At 40.7% G+C, this 18,390-nt stretch carries 18 protein-coding genes and 2 other annotated features (1 of these 20 only partly in view); of the genes, 3 read left to right on the top strand and 15 right to left on the bottom strand.

Annotated elements, in window-relative coordinates; translation table 11 throughout:
- Positions 1-25: a binding site (T-box leader), on the bottom strand; it reaches 203 nt to the left of the window's first position.
- A 38-nt stretch (positions 26-63) separates the two neighbouring features.
- The 7 genes from DWY37_RS02380 to DWY37_RS02410 all read right to left on the bottom strand — a co-directional run bounded on the left by DWY37_RS02380 (position 64) and on the right by DWY37_RS02410 (position 7,720).
- Positions 64-702: a DUF4340 domain-containing protein gene (locus DWY37_RS02380; protein WP_118540627.1), complete on the bottom strand. Its 639-nt coding sequence runs from the start codon at positions 700-702 to the stop codon at positions 64-66.
- Positions 702-2,807 carry a Gldg family protein gene (locus tag DWY37_RS02385; RefSeq protein WP_118540625.1) on the bottom strand — a complete coding sequence of 702 codons (2,106 nt, stop codon included), beginning with the start codon at positions 2,805-2,807 and terminating at the stop codon, positions 702-704. Before DWY37_RS02385 ends, DWY37_RS02380 begins: the two co-directional genes overlap by 1 nt.
- A complete protein-coding gene (locus tag DWY37_RS02390) occupies positions 2,807-3,748 on the bottom strand; it encodes an ABC transporter ATP-binding protein (RefSeq protein WP_118544379.1) in 942 nt (313 codons plus the stop codon). Before DWY37_RS02390 ends, DWY37_RS02385 begins: the two co-directional genes overlap by 1 nt.
- 113 nt (positions 3,749-3,861) lie before the next feature.
- A complete protein-coding gene (locus DWY37_RS02395) occupies positions 3,862-4,509 on the bottom strand; it encodes an HAD family hydrolase (RefSeq protein ID WP_118540623.1) in 648 nt (215 codons plus the stop codon).
- Between the two features lie 10 nt (positions 4,510-4,519).
- Positions 4,520-6,289, bottom strand: a complete 1,770-nt coding sequence (gene argS, locus DWY37_RS02400) for an arginine--tRNA ligase (protein WP_118540621.1) — start codon at positions 6,287-6,289, stop codon at positions 4,520-4,522.
- A gap of 67 nt (positions 6,290-6,356) precedes the next feature.
- Positions 6,357-7,205 (bottom strand): diaminopimelate epimerase, encoded by an 849-nt coding sequence (gene dapF, locus DWY37_RS02405; protein WP_118540619.1) that lies wholly within the window; start codon positions 7,203-7,205, stop codon positions 6,357-6,359.
- 65 nt (positions 7,206-7,270) lie between these two features.
- Positions 7,271-7,720 carry a hypothetical protein gene (locus tag DWY37_RS02410; protein WP_118540617.1) on the bottom strand — a complete coding sequence of 150 codons (450 nt, stop codon included), beginning with the start codon at positions 7,718-7,720 and terminating at the stop codon, positions 7,271-7,273.
- Positions 7,721-7,894: 174 nt separating this feature from the next.
- On the opposite strand from DWY37_RS02410, the gene sigG reads away from it, so the two are divergent.
- Positions 7,895-8,680, top strand: coding sequence for an RNA polymerase sporulation sigma factor SigG (sigG, locus tag DWY37_RS02415; RefSeq protein ID WP_022242606.1), 786 nt, complete (start codon positions 7,895-7,897; stop codon positions 8,678-8,680).
- Here the strand turns inward: sigG and DWY37_RS02420 are convergent.
- Positions 8,659-9,198 (bottom strand): biotin transporter BioY, encoded by a 540-nt coding sequence (locus DWY37_RS02420; RefSeq protein WP_118540615.1) that lies wholly within the window; start codon positions 9,196-9,198, stop codon positions 8,659-8,661. The genes sigG and DWY37_RS02420 overlap by 22 nt on opposite strands.
- A gap of 211 nt (positions 9,199-9,409) precedes the next feature.
- Between DWY37_RS02420 and DWY37_RS15700 the strand changes: the two genes are divergently transcribed.
- Positions 9,410-9,604 carry a hypothetical protein gene (locus DWY37_RS15700; RefSeq protein WP_147403572.1) on the top strand — a complete coding sequence of 65 codons (195 nt, stop codon included), beginning with the start codon at positions 9,410-9,412 and terminating at the stop codon, positions 9,602-9,604.
- Between the two features lie 258 nt (positions 9,605-9,862).
- Here the strand turns inward: DWY37_RS15700 and trpD are convergent, their stop codons facing one another.
- The 7 genes from trpD to trpE are packed head-to-tail and all read right to left on the bottom strand — an operon-like array spanning position 9,863 to position 16,284.
- Positions 9,863-10,876 (bottom strand): anthranilate phosphoribosyltransferase, encoded by a 1,014-nt coding sequence (trpD, locus tag DWY37_RS02425; protein WP_118540613.1) that lies wholly within the window; start codon positions 10,874-10,876, stop codon positions 9,863-9,865.
- Positions 10,877-10,890: 14 nt separating this feature from the next.
- Complete coding sequence (gene trpA / locus DWY37_RS02430; RefSeq protein ID WP_117840981.1) at positions 10,891-11,682, bottom strand: tryptophan synthase subunit alpha; 792 nt, start codon at positions 11,680-11,682, stop codon at positions 10,891-10,893.
- Between the two features lie 10 nt (positions 11,683-11,692).
- Positions 11,693-12,880, bottom strand: coding sequence for a tryptophan synthase subunit beta (gene trpB, locus DWY37_RS02435; RefSeq protein ID WP_022242610.1), 1,188 nt, complete (start codon positions 12,878-12,880; stop codon positions 11,693-11,695).
- Positions 12,873-13,484 carry a phosphoribosylanthranilate isomerase gene (locus DWY37_RS02440; RefSeq protein ID WP_117697117.1) on the bottom strand — a complete coding sequence of 204 codons (612 nt, stop codon included), beginning with the start codon at positions 13,482-13,484 and terminating at the stop codon, positions 12,873-12,875. The genes trpB and DWY37_RS02440 overlap by 8 nt, the downstream gene beginning before the upstream one ends.
- An 11-nt stretch (positions 13,485-13,495) precedes the next feature.
- The gene (trpC, locus tag DWY37_RS02445; protein ID WP_118056754.1) at positions 13,496-14,308 is read right to left on the bottom strand and encodes an indole-3-glycerol phosphate synthase TrpC; all 813 of its coding nucleotides are present in this window, start codon (positions 14,306-14,308) and stop codon (positions 13,496-13,498) included.
- Between the two features lie 3 nt (positions 14,309-14,311).
- Positions 14,312-14,881 (bottom strand): anthranilate synthase component II, encoded by a 570-nt coding sequence (locus DWY37_RS02450; RefSeq protein WP_117840978.1) that lies wholly within the window; start codon positions 14,879-14,881, stop codon positions 14,312-14,314.
- Positions 14,878-16,284: an anthranilate synthase component I gene (gene trpE, locus DWY37_RS02455; RefSeq protein WP_118544378.1), complete on the bottom strand. Its 1,407-nt coding sequence runs from the start codon at positions 16,282-16,284 to the stop codon at positions 14,878-14,880. Before trpE ends, DWY37_RS02450 begins: the two co-directional genes overlap by 4 nt.
- A 79-nt stretch (positions 16,285-16,363) precedes the next feature.
- Positions 16,364-16,666 (bottom strand) — a binding site (T-box leader).
- 183 nt (positions 16,667-16,849) lie between these two features.
- Here trpE and DWY37_RS02460 point away from each other — a divergent pair.
- Positions 16,850-18,346, top strand: a complete 1,497-nt coding sequence (locus tag DWY37_RS02460; protein WP_118540611.1) for a hypothetical protein — start codon at positions 16,850-16,852, stop codon at positions 18,344-18,346.
- Positions 18,347-18,390: the final 44 nt, after the last annotated feature.

Here is an 18,390-nt window from a genome sequence, read left to right on the forward strand (position 1 = left end):
TACTATTTCTCTTCCACACTTTCTCATATATTTTACCAACGGATATTTTACTTGTCAATCCTTTTATTCCGCAATTTCGGTTATGCTTTCCGTATCCCCGTCTTGTAGAGTATCAGCTTCTTCTGTCTCTTCCGGCTGTTCAGTCGCCGATTCCTCAGTACTCTCCGTTACTGTAAGATCCGCAATGCCTTTCTGATAAGTGGTATATACTGCACTTCCTGCCAGATAAATACTGTCAGACTGATCCGTCTTTACATAATACTGGCTCAGCATGTCATTTTTATTTCCGATCAGAAGTGTTGTTGTTCCATCCCCTGTCGTCAGGGTAATAGTATTTGATGGCGTTTCAAGACCATACTCTGATAAGTCCTCATAATCCTTGATTTCCTGCTCTGCCGTAAGTTGTGCTACGGTGGTAACCAATGTTTCCACGGCATCCTGGTCTAATGCAATGCTTTTATCTGCCTCATAATACCATGTATCATCTTCTTTTACAAAAGACAGTGTCTCATTATTATATTGATAAGAAAATGCATTTACATCTTCTGTGTTAACATCTGTCACCGTTACTTTTGAAGATTCTTCCTCTTCCTGTTTTTTCTGTTCCTGGCTCTTATTCCACTTCGTCAGGCCAACCCATGCCACAATGCAGATAAGAAGCAGGATGCATAAAGCAATCAACTGTTTTTTCTGTTTCTTCATTACTTCTTTCTCCTTCTCATCCAGATTACAATACCTGTTGCAAGAAGCAATAACGGAATTACTGCAATGCCGATTACAGCTGATGCAATGACAACCGAAGCCGGTACGGTCAGAGTACTGCTGTCATATTCTTTGACCGGAATCACAACTGCTGAACCGCTGTCTTCCGGAATATAGCTTGCAATGGATTTTGAAAATACGGATAAATTATTTCCGGATACCATACTGTCTGCATCATCCGTAAACATACTCATGGAAGAATATACCAATATATCAGCACTTGCATCATCCAGCGTTTTTTCTGCTTTTAATCCCACGGTAAACGGTCCTGCAATATCATCCTCCGTCTGCTCTAAGGAGCTTGTAGCATCTGTCTTACTGTACGCTGCATCCGAAGTGGTAAGTAAAGGTGTATAGGTTACATTTTCGGTATCGGTATTATAGGTAAGACCTACTGCATACGGTGTAAATACATAGCCATCCACACCGGAAGTCAGCGCACTGCTTTCTACATTTGGTAAAAGATAATATGGTGCCTGATAATAAGAACCGGTATTGCTCTCCATCACCATTCCATCTACTGCAGTAATGCCAAACTCATTTAAAACCGAATAAAAATTACTCATATCAGCATCTGTATAAGATAGCGTTACAAAAAGTTTTCCACCTTTATTGATATAATCAATTACTTTTGACGCATCATCGGATGAAAAATCAGAGGTCGGTCCATTGATAATAAGTGCCTGTGCATCTTCCGGAATGCTGTCTGCCTGCATCAGGTTGAGGCTGTTTAAAGTGACATTTGCTTTCTCAACAGCATCTTTAAAATTACCGTTCAATGCTGTCTCACCATGTCCCTGCAGTTCGTACATAACCGGCATTTCATCCGATGTGACATAGGAAATGGCACTGGTAAGCTGTCCCTCTCCATCATAACCTGTAGTCTGGCTGCTATAAGTACTGTAATCTATACTGGTCTCATAAATATTGCTGTAATTAATTACTTTGGAACGTTTACTGCTTTCTACAATCAGACTCTTTCTGGTGATAGAGGTATCATCCGTATAATCCCGGTAAAAATTCGGATAAACGGAGGGGTCTTTATATTCTACCGAAATATGGGAAGATTCGCCTTCATAACGCTTTAATGTCGTTGCAAGAGTATCATCCATATTTCCTTCCGCTTCCAGAACATAAATTGTGACATCCTCATCCAGATTATGAAGAATCTCTTTTGTATCATCAGAAATGGAATACATCTTCTGTGCTGTCAAATCAATAGACGTAATGGAAGATGGCAATGCATTTACTACAAGGTTTACTGCGACTGTAACCACGATTCCGATCACAACCATGGCAGAACTGAATACGCCAAGCTTTAATTTCTTACTGCTCATACTCCAGCGACGCTTCTGTATGGACTGTACCGTCAAGAACAAAAACAGGATAATCATGGAAATATAATATACAATGCCTGATACATCAAGAATTCCCTGCATCAGCATATCCATGTGTTTTGTCAAATCATAACAGCCTAAAATCTTTGTAATCATATTTCCATTCTGTGAAATCAGATTAGTAATTCCGGTCATCAGATATCCCACAAAGAGAAATACAAAGGTTAATACTGCAGAAATTACAATACTTTCTGTCAGTGAAGATACAAAGGTTCCAATGGCAATACAGGTCATACCATATAACCAGAAACCCAGTACTCCCACATAGCTCTTTGCAAAAGCAACGTTTCCATATGCTGACATAATTAACGGTGCCAGACACATAACCGCTACGCTGATGGTAAATACGGTTCCGGTGGCGAGATATTTTGCCAGAACCACTTTTTCTACTGATACCGGCGAAGTTAAAATCAGCTGGTCTGTCTTATTCTTCCGCTCCTCTGCCAGGGTACGCATCGTAAGAATCGGCACAGTAACCAGAAACAGAAACGTTACTGCTGATAAAGTACTGCTGATGTCTGTCGAACCATAATACATATTGTATACATAAAAATAAAGGCCAAACAGTGCCAGTGTTGCTGCAATAAAAAGCCATCCGGTCACTGTCTGAAAATAAGATTTTAATTCTCTTTTCCATATTGCACGCATTATTCTTCCTCCTTTGATGTAAGTTCAAGAAAGATATCTTCCAGTGATTTACCACCATTTATCATTTCCAAAATCGGCATATCACTTTCTGCGCAAATATGAAAAATCTCTTCTCTGACATCTTTATTTTTTTCTGCCGTTACAGTCACCTCAGTAACTCCATCCTCCGGCAGTTCTTTCGTCTCTACTGCAGTAATATGTTCTGCATCTGCAAAAACTTCTTTTACTTTTTCTTCTTCAGCTTTTAATTTAAGCTCGATTACCTGTCCACCGGACATCCGCTCTACCAGTTCTTCTGTTTCTTCCGATGCAACTAATTTTCCATGGGAAATAATAAATATGTAATCACATACTGCCCGGACTTCCGAAAGAATATGGGAACTTAAAATTACAGTGTGCTTCTTGCCAAGACTCTGAATCAGATCACGGATTTCAATAATCTGTTTCGGGTCTAAGCCTACTGTAGGCTCATCTAATATAATAACTTCCGGATAACCTAAGACTGCCTGCGCCAGTCCGACTCTCTGCCGGTATCCTTTGGACAGATTTTTAATCAGTCTGCCTCTCATATCAGTAATCTTTGTGGTTGCCATGGCATCTTCTACATAGGGTTTCCGTTTCTCCTTTGGAATCTTCTTAAGTTCTGCTACAAACAAAAGATATTCTTCCACCGTCATATCCATGTATAAAGGTGGCAGCTCCGGCAAATAGCCTATACATTTCTTTGCATCCTCCGGCTGTGCCAAAATATCAAATCCATTGATTTTAATGGTTCCCTCTGTTGCCCCCAGATATCCGGTAATCATGTTCATTGTAGTTGATTTGCCTGCACCATTCGGTCCTAAGAAGCCATAAATTCTTCCCGGCTCAATGGTAAGATTCAAACCATCTACCGCTACATGCGTCCCGTATTTTTTCGTCAAATGACTAATCTCTATCACGTCTCTTCCTCCTTATAACATCTCACCTCAGAAAGTTTATGAGAAAGTTGTGTTAAAAAGACGATGTTTTTGTGATAAAAATGCGGTCAAACTGTGTTTTTTGTGTGACGGAATTAATCTAATAATTCTTCAAAGCTTAGGATATAGCGGTCAGATAGCTGCATGATTTCATTTTTCTCATAGGAGGAATGGATATCTTCCACACCTACCACATAGAAATCATCCATCTTTGCACCTTCCACACCTTTTAAAATATCTTCATATACCACACACTGCTCCGGTTTCAAAGAAAGCTTTTCTGCTGCAAGCTGGTACACATCCGGGAATCCCTTTCCCCGTCTCACTTCCTGCGTCACTGTAAATGCATCAAAATATTTCATGATGCCGCAATGGGTAAGACAGGGACGAAACAGCCTCTCATCGGAAGAAGTTGCTGCTGCAATCTTAATTCCTTCTGCCTTTAATTGCTTCAGGTAATCTATAACACCGGCTTTCAACTTTACTTCATTGGTATAAGATTCAATCGCCATATCAAACCATTCTTTGATAATCTCTTCTTCGGACTCCGGCAGATTAAAACGCTCTTTGGTATATTCTGCTGCCGCATCAAAGTTCTTTGAAGTAATTGCTACCAGATAATCATCCGGCACAATAAATCCTCTTTTGCCAAGAAAATCCTCATCAATTTTCCGCCATACTCCCATGGAGTCTAAAAGAGTGCCATCTAAATCAAAGATGGCACCCATTCTATTGTCAATCATATATTTTCCTTTACATTCTGTCTGGTGCAGAGAAACCTAATACATCGATACAAACCTCTAATGTCCGCCTGGTCAGTGTTAATAAACGAACATAGGAAGCCTGCACTGCCTCGTCTTCTTCTGCCATAATCTTTGTCTCATGATAAAAATGATTCAATGCATTTGCCAGGTCATAGATATAAGAACATACCTTATGTGGTGCTGTCTCTTCGTAGGCATTTTCCATCATGGCATTGAAACGGGTCAGCTCTAACATCAATGCCTTCTCGCTTTCGGAATGTGCCGGAAGAATTGCTGCTGTTCCTGCTTCTTTTCCTGCTTCTTTATATTTGTTCAGAATGGATTTGATTCGGACAATCGTATAAAGAATATATGGGCCTGTGTTTCCTTCAAATGAAGTAAAACGGTCGATATCAAAAATATAATCCTTGGAAGCCTGATTGGAAAGGTCTCCGTATTTTACTGCTGAAAGTGCAACTACTTTTGCGGTTGCCTTTGCTTCCGCTTCTTCTACCGTACGATTCTCTGTAATCTTGCGGTACATCTCATCATTGATGCTGGAAAGCAGTGTCTCTAACCGCATGACACCACCCTCTCTGGTCTTAAATGGTTTTCCGTCTTTTCCATTCATGGTACCAAAACCTAAAAACTGAAGCTCTGTATCATCATCCACAAGATGTGTCTTTCTGGCACAACGGAACACCTGTGTAAAATACAGCTCCTGACGTTTATCCACTACATAGATAATTTTATCCGGATGATAGTCTTTCATACGCCATACAATCGTCGCAAGGTCTGTTGTGTTATAAAGAGAAGCCCCATCGGATTTTAAAATCATACATGGCGGGATCTCTTTCGTATCAGTCTCTTCTTTGACATCTACTACCAGTGCACCATCACTGATATATGCATAACCGTCATCCTTCATCTTCTGTACCATGTCCGGGATATATGGCTGTGCGTCAGACTCACCCTTCCATAATTCAAAAGATACATTTAAATTAGCATAATTCTTCTTTAAATCCGTTACAGATACATTTAAAATATGGGAAAGTAATGCCTGATAGCCTCTTCTCCCATGCTGCAATTCATAAGTTGCCTGCATGGCAGCTTCTTTATAAGCTGCATCCTCTTTGGATTTTCCGCTGGCTGTCGGATAAATTTCTTCCAGCTCGGAAATGGTAAATGGAGGCTCAACCGGATATTCTCCCTCATAATCTTCATCAAAATAGCAAAGTTCCGGTTTACGAAGCTTTAACTCAGTAATAATCAGTCCCATCTGAAGACCCCAGTCTCCCAGATGCACATCACCAATCATATTGTGTCCCATGAATTTACCAATACGTTTGATGCTTTCACCGATAATAGCAGAACGTAAATGTCCTACATGAAGTGGTTTTGCAACGTTTGGTCCGCCATAGTCAATCATGATGGTCTTTGGATGTTCCACCTTATCACAGCCTAAACGCTCTGTATCCTCCTGCATCTTACTGATATAGGAAGCCACAAATTCATTATTCAGCTTTAAGTTAAGGAAGCCAGGTTTTACAGCTTCTACGGATTCAAACATTGCGTTATCCTTAAGCCGTGCTACTACTTCCTCCGCAATCATAATCGGTGCTTTCTTATATTCTTTTGCAGCAGCCATAGCGCCGTTGCACTGATATTCACATAAGTCCGGTCTGTTTGAAACAGTTACTTTTGCATATTTTGCATCAAGTCCGGCTGCTTCAAATGCTTTCACCATCTCATCTGTTATTAAATCCAGTATCTTTCTCATTCTTTCTCATGTTCCTTTCTGAGCATTCTATTTTTCCATTTTATACTCAAAGGCAAGCAGTTGTCAACTACGCCAGAAAGTGTTCTGCCATCAGAATTGTTCCGATTTTCTGCACCTCTCCGGTAAGGAACACGCTGCCATCCTCTCCGATTTCTATCAGTAACTGCCCACCCGGCATCGTGACTTCAATTCTGTCATCCACCAGTCCCAGCTTATGGGATGCTGCCGCTGCTGCACAGGCTCCGGTTCCGGAAGCTAAGGTATATCCGGCTCCCCGCTCATAGATTTCCACCTGGATATGACCTCTATCCATTACTTTACAAAGCTGCATATTAATCCGGTTTGGAAAATAAGATGCATTTTCCACATAAGGTCCTAATTCCATTGCCTTTTCTTTACTGATTTCATCTAAATGAATCACGCAGTTCGGATTTCCCATGGAAACACAGGTTGCCCGGTAAGGATGGTCATGAAAAACCAGAGGCCTGTTTATAATTTCCGGAGGCGTACCTACATAAGCAAGTACCCCTCCGGTAAATTGTGGTATTCCCATATTTACTTTCATAAGACTTCCGTCTTCATTTAAAAAATCAATCCTTACTTCGCCTGCCTTGGTATAAAGGCTAAACGGTCTGTGTCTGATATATCCGGCATCTAATAAATATTTTGCAAAAATCCGAACACCATTTCCACTGCGCTCTGCTTCACTTCCATCCGGGTTAAATATCTTTACATAAAGCTTCTCATCCTGCCATATCGGTCCATATAAAATGCCATCAGCTCCTGCACCAATATTTCTTCTGCATAGCTTTACAATATGACGTTCCAATAAATGTATCTTATTCTTATTCGGGTCGAGTACAAGATAATCATTTCCTAATCCATGATACTTCTGTAACAGCAAGGCATCATCCATACTTATGCTCCAGTTTTACTTCTTATTACAATATATGAATGAGATATTGTCCGTTAGAACCCGACTTATTCCTGTTCTGTTTCAACGGTCGCTTCTATGACCTCAGGCACTTGTTCTCCACTGTCTGTCTGTTTCTCCACCACCTGCGGTGTTTCCACCTCCTGTGACACTTCCGCTGCCTGCGGTGTTTCTTTTCGTTCAGGACTCTTTTCTCCTAAAATAGCAGATAACTTATCATCTGAAATCGTTCCATCTGCTTCTTCTTTCTGTAAACGTGCTCTTTCTTCCTCAATCTGCTGCCTTACTGCCGCATCAATCTCACGCTGCTTTTTTTCTTCTTCCTCTGCAGCCACTCTTGCAAGACGATCAAGAATCTCCTGTGCCCGCTGTTCATCCTGCTGTTTCTTGCGTGCGGCTAAAATCTCTTCTTCCGACATGTAATGAACATTCCAGCGTTTCACAATACTATGAGCAATTCGATCTCTTTCATTTCTCTTATCTATTGCATCCTGCATATTATTCCACTTCCATTTTTTCTCTTTATGTATATCATAGCTTTCACTCATTCGTTTTTCAAGATGAAAAATTATTAAATTTTTATTGTTTCCGGCATATTTTTATGTAAATAAGGACATCCTTTCTGTATCAGCCAATGGCTGCAAAAACATTTTAACCCGGAGGTACGCATCATGTCCGTCTACAAAGTTGAAATCTGCGGCGTAAATACCGCAAAGCTTCCAATCCTAAAGGAAGAAGAAAAGGCTGCTCTATTTGCCAGAATCAAACAGGGGGATATGACTGCAAGGGAAACATATATCAAAGGGAATCTTCGTCTGGTCTTAAGTGTGATTAAACGTTTTTCCGGAAATCAGGAAAATATTGATGACCTCTTTCAGATTGGATGTATCGGACTGATTAAGTCCATTGACAATTTTGATGATACACTGGGGGTAAAATTTTCCACCTATGCCGTCCCTATGATTATTGGCGAAATCCGCCGCTATCTGCGGGATAACAACAGCATCCGTGTCAGCCGTTCCCTGCGGGATACTGCCTATAAAGCCATTCATGCCAAAGAAATCCTGATGAAAAATTCCATGCAGGAGCCTACTTTACAGGAAATTGCAAAAGAAGCCGGACTTACCAAAGAAGAAATCGTCTATGCCCTAGATGCCATTCAAAGTCCGGTCAGTCTTTATGACCCGGTCTATACGGATGGTGGTGATACACTCTATGTGATGGATCAGATTAGTGATAAAAAGAATAAAGAAGATAACTGGGTGGAAGGGCTTGCCCTTTCCGATGCAATGAACCGGCTCAACGACAGAGAAAATCATATCGTTAAGCTACGGTTCTTTGAAGGCAAAACCCAGATGGAGATTGCTGATGAGATTCATATTTCCCAGGCTCAGGTCAGCCGTCTGGAAAAAACTGCTCTAAAGACTATGAAAAATTATCTTGCCCTGCATACCTGAGCTCTGATTTTTGGTGCAATTAAAATTGCCAGTGCCATTTTCACCAGGTCACCAGGAATAAAAGGAATTACACCAGCCCATAATGCTGCCATCATGTCCATCTTTGCTTCATAAGCAAGCCATGCTGTTCCTAATGCATAGCAGACAATCGTTCCAGCAATCATTGCCAGCAGACATAAGAGCCATTTCTCAGTATATTTATCAATTACAATACCGGCAATGATTGCCATTGGGATAAATCCGATTAAATATCCACCGGTTGGGCCAAAAAGTTTCGCCGGTCCTGCAGTAAATCCTGAAAATACCGGTACACCAACCAGTCCAATCAGGAGGTAAATGACGTAGCTTAAAGTTCCAAGCTTCCATCCCAGCAGGTACAGTGAGAAATAGATAACCAGATTGGTAAGTGAAATCGGCACCGGACCAATTGGCAGTGAAAATGGTGCCAGAATACAGGTAAGTGCTGTCATGATAGCAACCAGTGCCATCTGCTGTGTTGTTATTTTTCTTTTTTCCATAATAATGCTCCTATCATTGTGTTTTTTTCAGGCGATTATGAAAGGAAATACCCTATCATTCACTAAAATTTCAGCTATTCAAAGGACATATCTTTTAAGCCACCAGATGCCACAATTCTAAACAGCATGTTTTCCTTTTTGCTATGAAAACAGTCTTTCCAATGTTTGACAAGATAGCGGTGCTGTCCGTTGAAGGTACGGATGCATTAGAATGACTGTTAGGGGCACTTGGAATTTCGTCTGTCACCCGGCAACGCTGGCACAGGGATGTGCCAGCGAGGCGCATCTGAACATGGATGTAAATATGCGCCGGTTGTCAGACGAATCCATATATGTTCCGAAATTCTTAGTGCCCCTTGCAGACGTTCGGCTGCATCCGTATTCAACGGACAGTGCCGCTATCTAAGTCAAAGCAACGGAAAGACAGTCTGCATTCAAGGAAAACATGCCGCTAAGAATTGCTGACATCTGGTGCCGGATAAAATATAGTCCTTTGAATATCTGAATATTTTATTGGTAATATTGGTATTTCTTTTCACAATCGCCTAAAAATACCCTATAGATTTTATCCATAGGGTATTATAGGGTATTCCGGTTTATATTGTCAACCTATATTTTGCAAAGGTTAACATTTCGTTTTTACGGTGCAGATTTATTTCTGTTTTTACGCTTCGTTTGATACCTTCACCAGCTCCGCTAACTTCCCTGCTGCTTTTCCACTGTCGATTGCTTCTTTTGCAAGGGTGATTCCATCTTCAATGGTGGATGCTGCTCCACCAACATACAGGGTTGCACCGGCATTCAGTAATACGATGTCGCGTTTTGCACCTTTTTCTTCTCCGGAGAGAATTTTCTTTGTGATAACGGCGTTTTCTGTTCCATCGCCACCACGCAGTTCTTCTAAGGAAGCACGTTTTAAACCAAACTGCTCCGGTGTTATGGTAAATGTATTTACTTTTCCATCCTTGATTTCAGATATTACGGTCTCAGTTGTTGTTGTGATTTCATCCATATTGTCTTTGCCGCTTACTACAAAGGCACGTTCAACGCCAAGTCTGCTCATGGCAAGGGCAATTTTTTCTGTCAGGGCTGCATCATAAACACCTACCACCATATTTTTTGCTCTGGAAGGATTGGCAAGAGGTCCTAAAATATTGAACACAGTACGCACACCCATTTCCTTTCTTGCCTGACCTACATATTTCATGGATTTGTTAAAGAGCTGTGCAAACATAAATCCGATTCCGGCTTTCTCCACGCAGGCTTCTACTTTTGCAGGCTCTGCCATAATATTTACGCCCAGTGCCTCTAATACATCACCGGCTCCGCTCTTTGAAGAAATGGAACGATTACCATGCTTTGCTACCGGGAGTCCGGCTGCTGCAACGACAAATGCAGAAGTGGTAGACACATTAAAAGTATAAGTACAGTCTCCACCGGTTCCAACCAGATCCACATAATCAGAAACCTTCGGTAAAATAGTATCTGCCTTATCCCGGAGTACTCCTGCAAACCCGGTTAATTCATCTAAGGTCTCACCTTTCATACGAAGTCCCATTAAAAAAGCACCAATCTGAGCTTGGGATGCTTCCCCGCTTAATAAGATTTCCATTGCTGCTTTTGCCTGTTCTTCTGTTAAATCTTTTCCTTCTGCAACCAGTTCAATATATTCTTTCATCGCAAATTTCTCCTTTACTGATTCAGTTCTTTTTTAAATGTGCCACAATAAGTTCCAATTTTCTGTAAATCATAATCATTTTCTTCCATCAGCCTGATGAAATGTGAGCCTACAATCGCTCCATCGATAATATCCTTCATCGGTGCAACATCCTCTGCAGTACGGATACCAAAGCCCATCATAACAGGAATCTTTGATACTTCTTTTACACTGCCAAGATAATCAATTACACTCTTATGGAAGGTTGCTTCCTGTCCGGTTACACCCATGGAAGATACGCAGTAAACAAATCCTCTTGCATCCTTTAAAATCTCAGGGATTCTGTCTTTCGAAACCGGAGATACCAGTTGGATAAGAATCGGTGCATTTTCCTTCTGTAAAAATTCCTTTATCTCATCCTGTTCCTCTAATGGCAGATCCGGAATAATCAGTCCGTCTACTCCGCTTTCAATACATGCATCCACAAAGGCTTCCACACCATAGTGAAGTATGGTATTGTAATACATCATAAATACAATTGGAATCTCAATTTTTGCACTGCGAAGCTTTTTCATGGCTTCTAATACTTTCTTTAAATTCACACCTTTTAAGATGGCATGATAGGAAGCATCCTGAATAACCGGACCGTCTGCTACCGGGTCTGAAAATGGAATTCCAAGCTCGATGATGTCTGTCCCCGCCTGCTCCTGTGTGCGGATGATCTCCTGCATTTTATCAAAGTCCGGCATTCCTGCTGTCATATATGTAATAAATGCTTTTTTGTTCTGTTCTTTTAACTGTGCTAATTTTTCTTCGATTCTGTTCATGCTGCACCTCCTAGTTTAAATAACCCTTTCCTGCAAGATAATCTGCAATTGTATTTACATCCTTGTCGCCTCTTCCGGAAAGGCAAACCACCATAATATCATCCGGCTTCATTTTCTTCGCCTGCTTCTTTGCATATGCCACTGCATGGGCACTTTCGATTGCCGGTATGATACCCTCTAATTTACAAAGCTCCATTAATGCATCCATGGCTTCATCATCCTTGATTGCAACATATTCTGCTCTGCCGCTGTCCTTAAGATAGGCATGCTCCGGTCCAACCCCCGGATAATCCAGTCCTGCGGAAATGGAATGGGCAAGCTGCACATTTCCATCCTCATCCTGTAATAAATAGGAACGCATACCATGTAATACGCCAGGCTCGCCCAATGCCATGGCACTGGCATGCTCCCCTGTCTCAATTCCCTTTCCGGCAGCTTCTACACCAATCAGTTTTACATCCTTTTCTTCAATAAAATCTGCAAACATTCCGATAGAATTAGAACCTCCGCCAACACATGCCATAACCACATCCGGCAGTCTTCCTTCCTGCTCTAAAATCTGTTTCTTTGCTTCTTTGCTGATGACGCTCTGGAAATATTTTACCATCTTCGGATAAGGATACGGTCCAACAGCGGAACCGATTACATAAAAGGTATCCTCTGCGGTTTTTGCCCAGGTACGAATTGCCTCATTGGTAGCATCCTTTAAGGTATTACTTCCGGATGTAACAGGCACTACTTTAGCTCCCAGCATTTCCATACGCATTACATTCAGCGACTGACGTTTCATATCCTCCGCTCCCATATATACGGTACATTCCATATTAAAAAGAGCTGCTCCGGTTGCAGTTGCCACACCATGCTGACCGGCTCCGGTTTCTGCGATTACCTTGGTTTTTCCCATTCTCTTTGCCAGAAGAATCTGACCGATTACGTTGTTAATCTTATGGGCTCCGGTATGGTTTAAATCCTCTCTTTTTAAATAAATCTTTGTTCCATATGCCTCACTCAGACGGCTGGCAAAATAAAGTGGTGTCTCTCTTCCTACATATTGTTTCAGATAATAGTCCACTTCCTTTAAAAATTCTTCATCCTTTGTATACTTTTCAAAAGCATCATCCAACTCTTTTAAAGTATTCATCAATGATTCTGCTACATACTGTCCACCAAATGCTCCATAATAACTCTTCTTATTCATGTTCTCTCACCTTTCTTACAAATGCTTCTACTTTTTTATAATCTTTTCCATGTTCTCCTTCTACCGAAGAACTGACATCTACTACATCAGGTTCAAATAACCGGATACCTTCTTCTACATTTTCACTGCTTAAGCCGCCGGCTAAAATAAATGGTATCCTTCTTTCCTGCCATTCCCTTCTTTTTTTCATCGGAAAATCCTGCCAGGAAAAAGTCTTTCCACTGCCATATTCCGGTGCGTCTAATAAAATGCCGGAAATACCATCCGGAACATTTATTTCTTCCGCTTCTTCCCTGTTTCGCACCTGATATGCTACCCAGACCGGAATTTTAAGATTTTCATGGAATTCCTGCATCTTATGAATCTGCAGAATATCAAAACCTGCTTCTATGATTTCATCTATCAAATCCAGTGCCGGATTTACAGTAACTGCCACAGTTTTAATAGAAGGCTTCAAATGTTTCTTAATTTCTTTTGCCTGCTCTATCGAAACGTTTCGTTTGCTTTTTTCAAAGAATACAAAGCCTGCATAATCTACCTGCATCCGGTTCAGCACTTCTGTCTCAGATTCTCTTGTGATGCCACAAATCTTAATCTTTGTCATGCCATTTCTCCTTACTTTGCGGCTTCCTTATAAACCTGTTTCCAGTGGGCTGCCAGCGCCTTGGGATTTTCATGTTCCATAAATGCTCTTCCGATTAAGAATCCGCTGACACCGCAATCTGCAAGATATGCCACATCATCATCTCTTACAATTCCGCTTTCTGCGATTAAGAGTTTATCCTTTGGCACCATCTTAGAAAGTGTTTTGGTTCGTTCCAGCGAAATGGTAAAATCTTTAAGATTACGGTTGTTGATTCCAATGATGTCTGCATCCAGCTTCAATGCCCGTTCCATTTCCCATTCATCATGGGTTTCCACCAGTACATCTAACTTTAATTCCTTTGCAAGCTGATAAAAGTCATACATTTCCTTGTCATCTAAGATTGCTGCTATCAGTAATACCGCATCTGCATCAATGGCTTTTGCTTCATAAAACTGATATTCTTCAATCATGAAATCTTTCCGTAACATTGGAAGCGGAGTCAGATTTCTTACTTTCCGGAAATAATCAGTATTTCCAAGAAAATGCTTCTCTTCTGTCAGGCAGGATACCGCATCCACAGAAGCGGTATAATCTTCCATCCGCTCTTCCAATGTAATCCTGCTTTCTATCTTTCCAAGGCTTGGGGATGCATTTTTAAATTCTCCGATAATGGAAAGTCCATCTTTGGCAAGATTCTGATAAAAGCTTCTTACCTTTTCTTTCTTTGCTGCTTCTTCCCTTAACTTCTCTTCTGCCAAAGTCCGCATCACGGTCAGATCTGTTTTCTGCTTATCACGAAATAGCTGCTCTCTTTTATCTGCAACAATTTCATCTAATATCATGTTCTATATCCTCCCATTCAAGAAATTCTCTATCATACGCTTTCCATGCTGTGTATAAATGGATTCCGGATGGAACTGTAATCCAGCTACCGGATAATCTTTATGGCGCATTGCCATGATTTCTCCATCCTCTGTCTCCGCCGTTACCACAAGGCACTCCGGAAGACTATCTTTCTGAACAGCCAGGGAATGATATCTTGCCACCTGAATCGGGCTTTCAATTCCCTGAAAGATTCCTGTGCCGTCATGGGCAATCAGGGACTGTTTTCCATGATATAATTCCTTTGCATAGCTCACTACGCCGCCAAAGGCTTCCCCGATACACTGATGTCCTAAGCAGATGCCAAGGATTGGAATTGTCTTATAAAATTCCTTCACCACATCCATACAGATGCCGGCATCCTTCGGTGCTTTTGGTCCCGGAGAAAGAATGATGCGTTCCGGGTTTATGGTGCGGATTTCTTCTATTGTAATCTTGTCATTCCGTTTTACGATAATGTCCTTCGTAAAAGTTCCTATATACTGATACAGGTTATAGGTAAATGAATCGTAGTTATCAATCAGCAGTATCATAAGTTCTCCTCCTCAACCAAAGTCTTTGCCAATGCCATTACTTTATTGCAGCATTCATAATATTCATTTTCCGGTACGGAATCTGCTACGATTCCGGCTCCTGCCTGAAGGTATACCTCATTTCCTTTCTTTACCATGGTCCGGATTGTAATACAGAAATCCATGTCTCCACCGAAATCAATATATCCGGTTGCTCCACCATATAAGCCTCTTCGTACACTTTCTAATTCATCAATGATTTCCATAGCTCGAATCTTTGGTGCTCCGCTTAAGGTTCCTGCCGGAAGGAAGGATGCCACCAAATCTAATGGATGGGATTCTCCTTTCTTGCGTCCCTCTACCTGGGAAACAATATGCATTACATGGGAATAATTCTGTACTTCCATAAACTGTGTTACCTTGACGGTTCCAAATTCACTGATTCTTCCCATATCATTTCTTGCAAGGTCTACTAACATAACATGTTCTGCCCGCTCTTTTTCATCGGAAAGTAGTTCGTCCCGTAGCCGTTTGTCTTCTGCTTCATCTTTTCCTCTCTTCCGGGTTCCTGCAATCGGACAGGTGAACACTTTATTTCCCTGCTTCTTTACAATCATTTCCGGTGAACTTCCGATTACTTCAAAGGTTCCGTAATTAAAATAATAAAGATATGGAGAAGGATTTAATTCTCTTAATTCCTTATATAATTCAAAACCGGTCTGTCTGGTTTCAATCGTCCAGCGCTGTGACAATACGGTCTGGAACACATGGCCTTCTCTGATATATTGTTTGATTTTCTCTACCTTTTCGCCATATTCTTCGATACTGTCTGACTTCTTAATGATTTTTCCATCGTGGTAGAAGTTCCGTTTGCATTCCTTCTTCTCCATGGCTTTCTTTATCATCTGTCCTGCCTTTTCCATTGCCTGCTCTCTTCCTTCTTCCGAAGGCTCTTCTAATACTACAGCAGTCAGTGTTTCTGCTACATGGTCTACCATAAGGAAAGAAGTCATCAACATCATCTGTATGGTTTCGATTCCGATTTCATCCGGGTTATTGTCCGGAAGCACTTCAGAATATCTTACGAAATCATATCCAAGATTTCCAACCAGTCCACCGGAGAAGGACAGCTCTTCATCTTCTTTTTCGATATGAAATTCACTGTAATATTCTTTCAGACGCTCCAGCGGATTTCCTTCTCTTACTTCCTCTGTACCATCTGCTTTTGTAATCACCAGTGCATTTCCTCTTGATGTTACAATTTCTTCCGGCTCCATGCCAAAGAAAGTATAGCGGTCATAATTCTTATCGTAACTTTCTAACAGGAAGCCTTTTTTATCTCCTACCAGACTTTCGTACATGTCTGTTGATTTTTCATTGACAATGCTCACTGTTTTTTTGAATACTTTTCTGTTTCTTACCATAATCATCCTCCTATAAACCGGCTTTATAAATGCTGCTCGTGCAAAGAAAAAGTCCCTGACCGGAAAATGTTCTTTTCCAGTCAGGGACGCTTATCGCGTGGTGCCACCCATCTTCGCTATGTCTGCTTTTTACCTGTAAGTAATTAAAAAAGCGGATATTTTCAATTAGAAAATATCCGCCACTAATTCAAACATAACCTCTTGGATACAGAAGTCTCCTTCGATATCCTCGTCCCTGTAACGTGGGAAAACGGCATCCGCTACTATTGTTCACTTTGCATCTGACAAATCCATTCCGAATAAACTATCTTACCGGCTTCCACCAACGCCGGCTCTCTGTAAAGAAATCATTTACCGTACTACTTTTGCTCACTGATTTTATTTATTCAGTTCATTAATTGAGCATAGTTTATCACTGTAAAGTGATGATGTCAATGTATTTTTATAAATGTTTTGATTTTTTTCTGCAAAAAAAGCAAAAAAAGAAAAACATTGTCAAGCTGACTTTAATATGATACCTTAATAGAGTACAACCATTCACGTAATATATGAAAAGGAGAAAGTTATGTATAATTTAAATGGAGAAAATGTAAACGACAACCCAAATGGTTTTTCCGGAAATGAACCTGCCGGAACTCCCAGCCCAGACAACAATGCTCAGATGAACTATGGTCAGCCGGCTCCTGAGCAGCAGACGTACAACCAGCCGGAAAATGGTTCTCAGACCTATGATGCACCAAATGCAAATCAGCAGCAGGCATTCAACCAGACCGATTATAATCCAAACAGCTTTAATCAGAACGCTTATAATCAGTCGGCTTACAATCAGCCAGATTACGGACAGCAGGCATTTAACAATGGAAACACCTATAATGGAAACAGCTACAATGCAGCACCTTCCTACAATATCAACGGTGATGCGCCGAAAAAATCCTGTGTTTTTGGTGTCCTTGGTCTGATTCTTGGTATCGCAGCTTTACCTTTCGGATGGTTTGTTCCAATTATCGGAATCATTCTTGGTATCGCTGCTATCATTCTTTCCATTCTTGGAATGGGTAAGAACCGTGACCTTCGTGGTGCAGCAATTGCCGGATTAATCATTTCCATTCTGGCAACCATCTTTTCTATCGGTGTTATTGTATATGCAGTTATCAATGTTTCTAAAACCTTAAGCAATGCTGGAAAAGAACTTTTTGACAACAGTGGTATCACATCTGATCTTGATGACTTTGATTTTGATTCCGATTCAGATGATAGTGATGACTATGATGACAGTGATTACAGTGATTACAGCTATGGCGATGACAAAGAAGTTCCTTTAGATAATGTTGTATTATACTCAGCTAATGATGTTACCATTACAGCTACCAGTATTGTATACAGCTACTATGATGATTCTGTAATTCCGGAAATTAAAGTTACTGTTGAAAACAATACTTCTAACGACCTTGGAATCAATGTTGATTATTGTGCAATCAATGGTGTAACCATGTATGGTTATATTTCAGGTGACGTCGCTGCCGGCAAAAAAAGCAACGAAGAACTTAGCATTTCTTCTGATGATTTCACTTTAACCGGTTTTGACAGCATCGATAATATTAAACTTCAGGTAAGCTTCTATGATTCTGATACTTATGATACTTTGATTGATGATGGTGTTGTACAGGATATCAATCTTTCCGATTCCTATACCCCATTCTCTATTTCCTCTGTTCCGGGTGCAGTTGCATTAGATTCCTCTAATGGCATCAATGCATATTATGTCGGCACAACAACCGGTTGGGATGATACACTTGTATTTGTATTCTATATTGAGAACACTACAGATAAAACCTGTGTTGCTGAATCCGATGATTTCTCAATCAATGACTTTATGCAGGATGATTACGGATATGGATATCTTCTTCCTGGAACCGGTACCTTTATGTCAATTGAAGCAAATGATGATATTACATCTATTGATGATGTAACCAATGCTTCTATTAAATTTGAAGTACGTGATTATGATTCTTATGAGACATTCTATTCCTCTGATGAATTAACATTTATCTCAAATAACTAAGGAATTTTAAAACAATACAAATCATCATAAAAGGACCTGCCACT

Origin of the sequence: Roseburia sp. AF25-13LB (assembly GCF_003478915.1) — a bacterium.
GTDB classification, from domain to species: Bacteria; Bacillota; Clostridia; order Lachnospirales; family Lachnospiraceae; genus Roseburia_C; species Roseburia_C amylophila.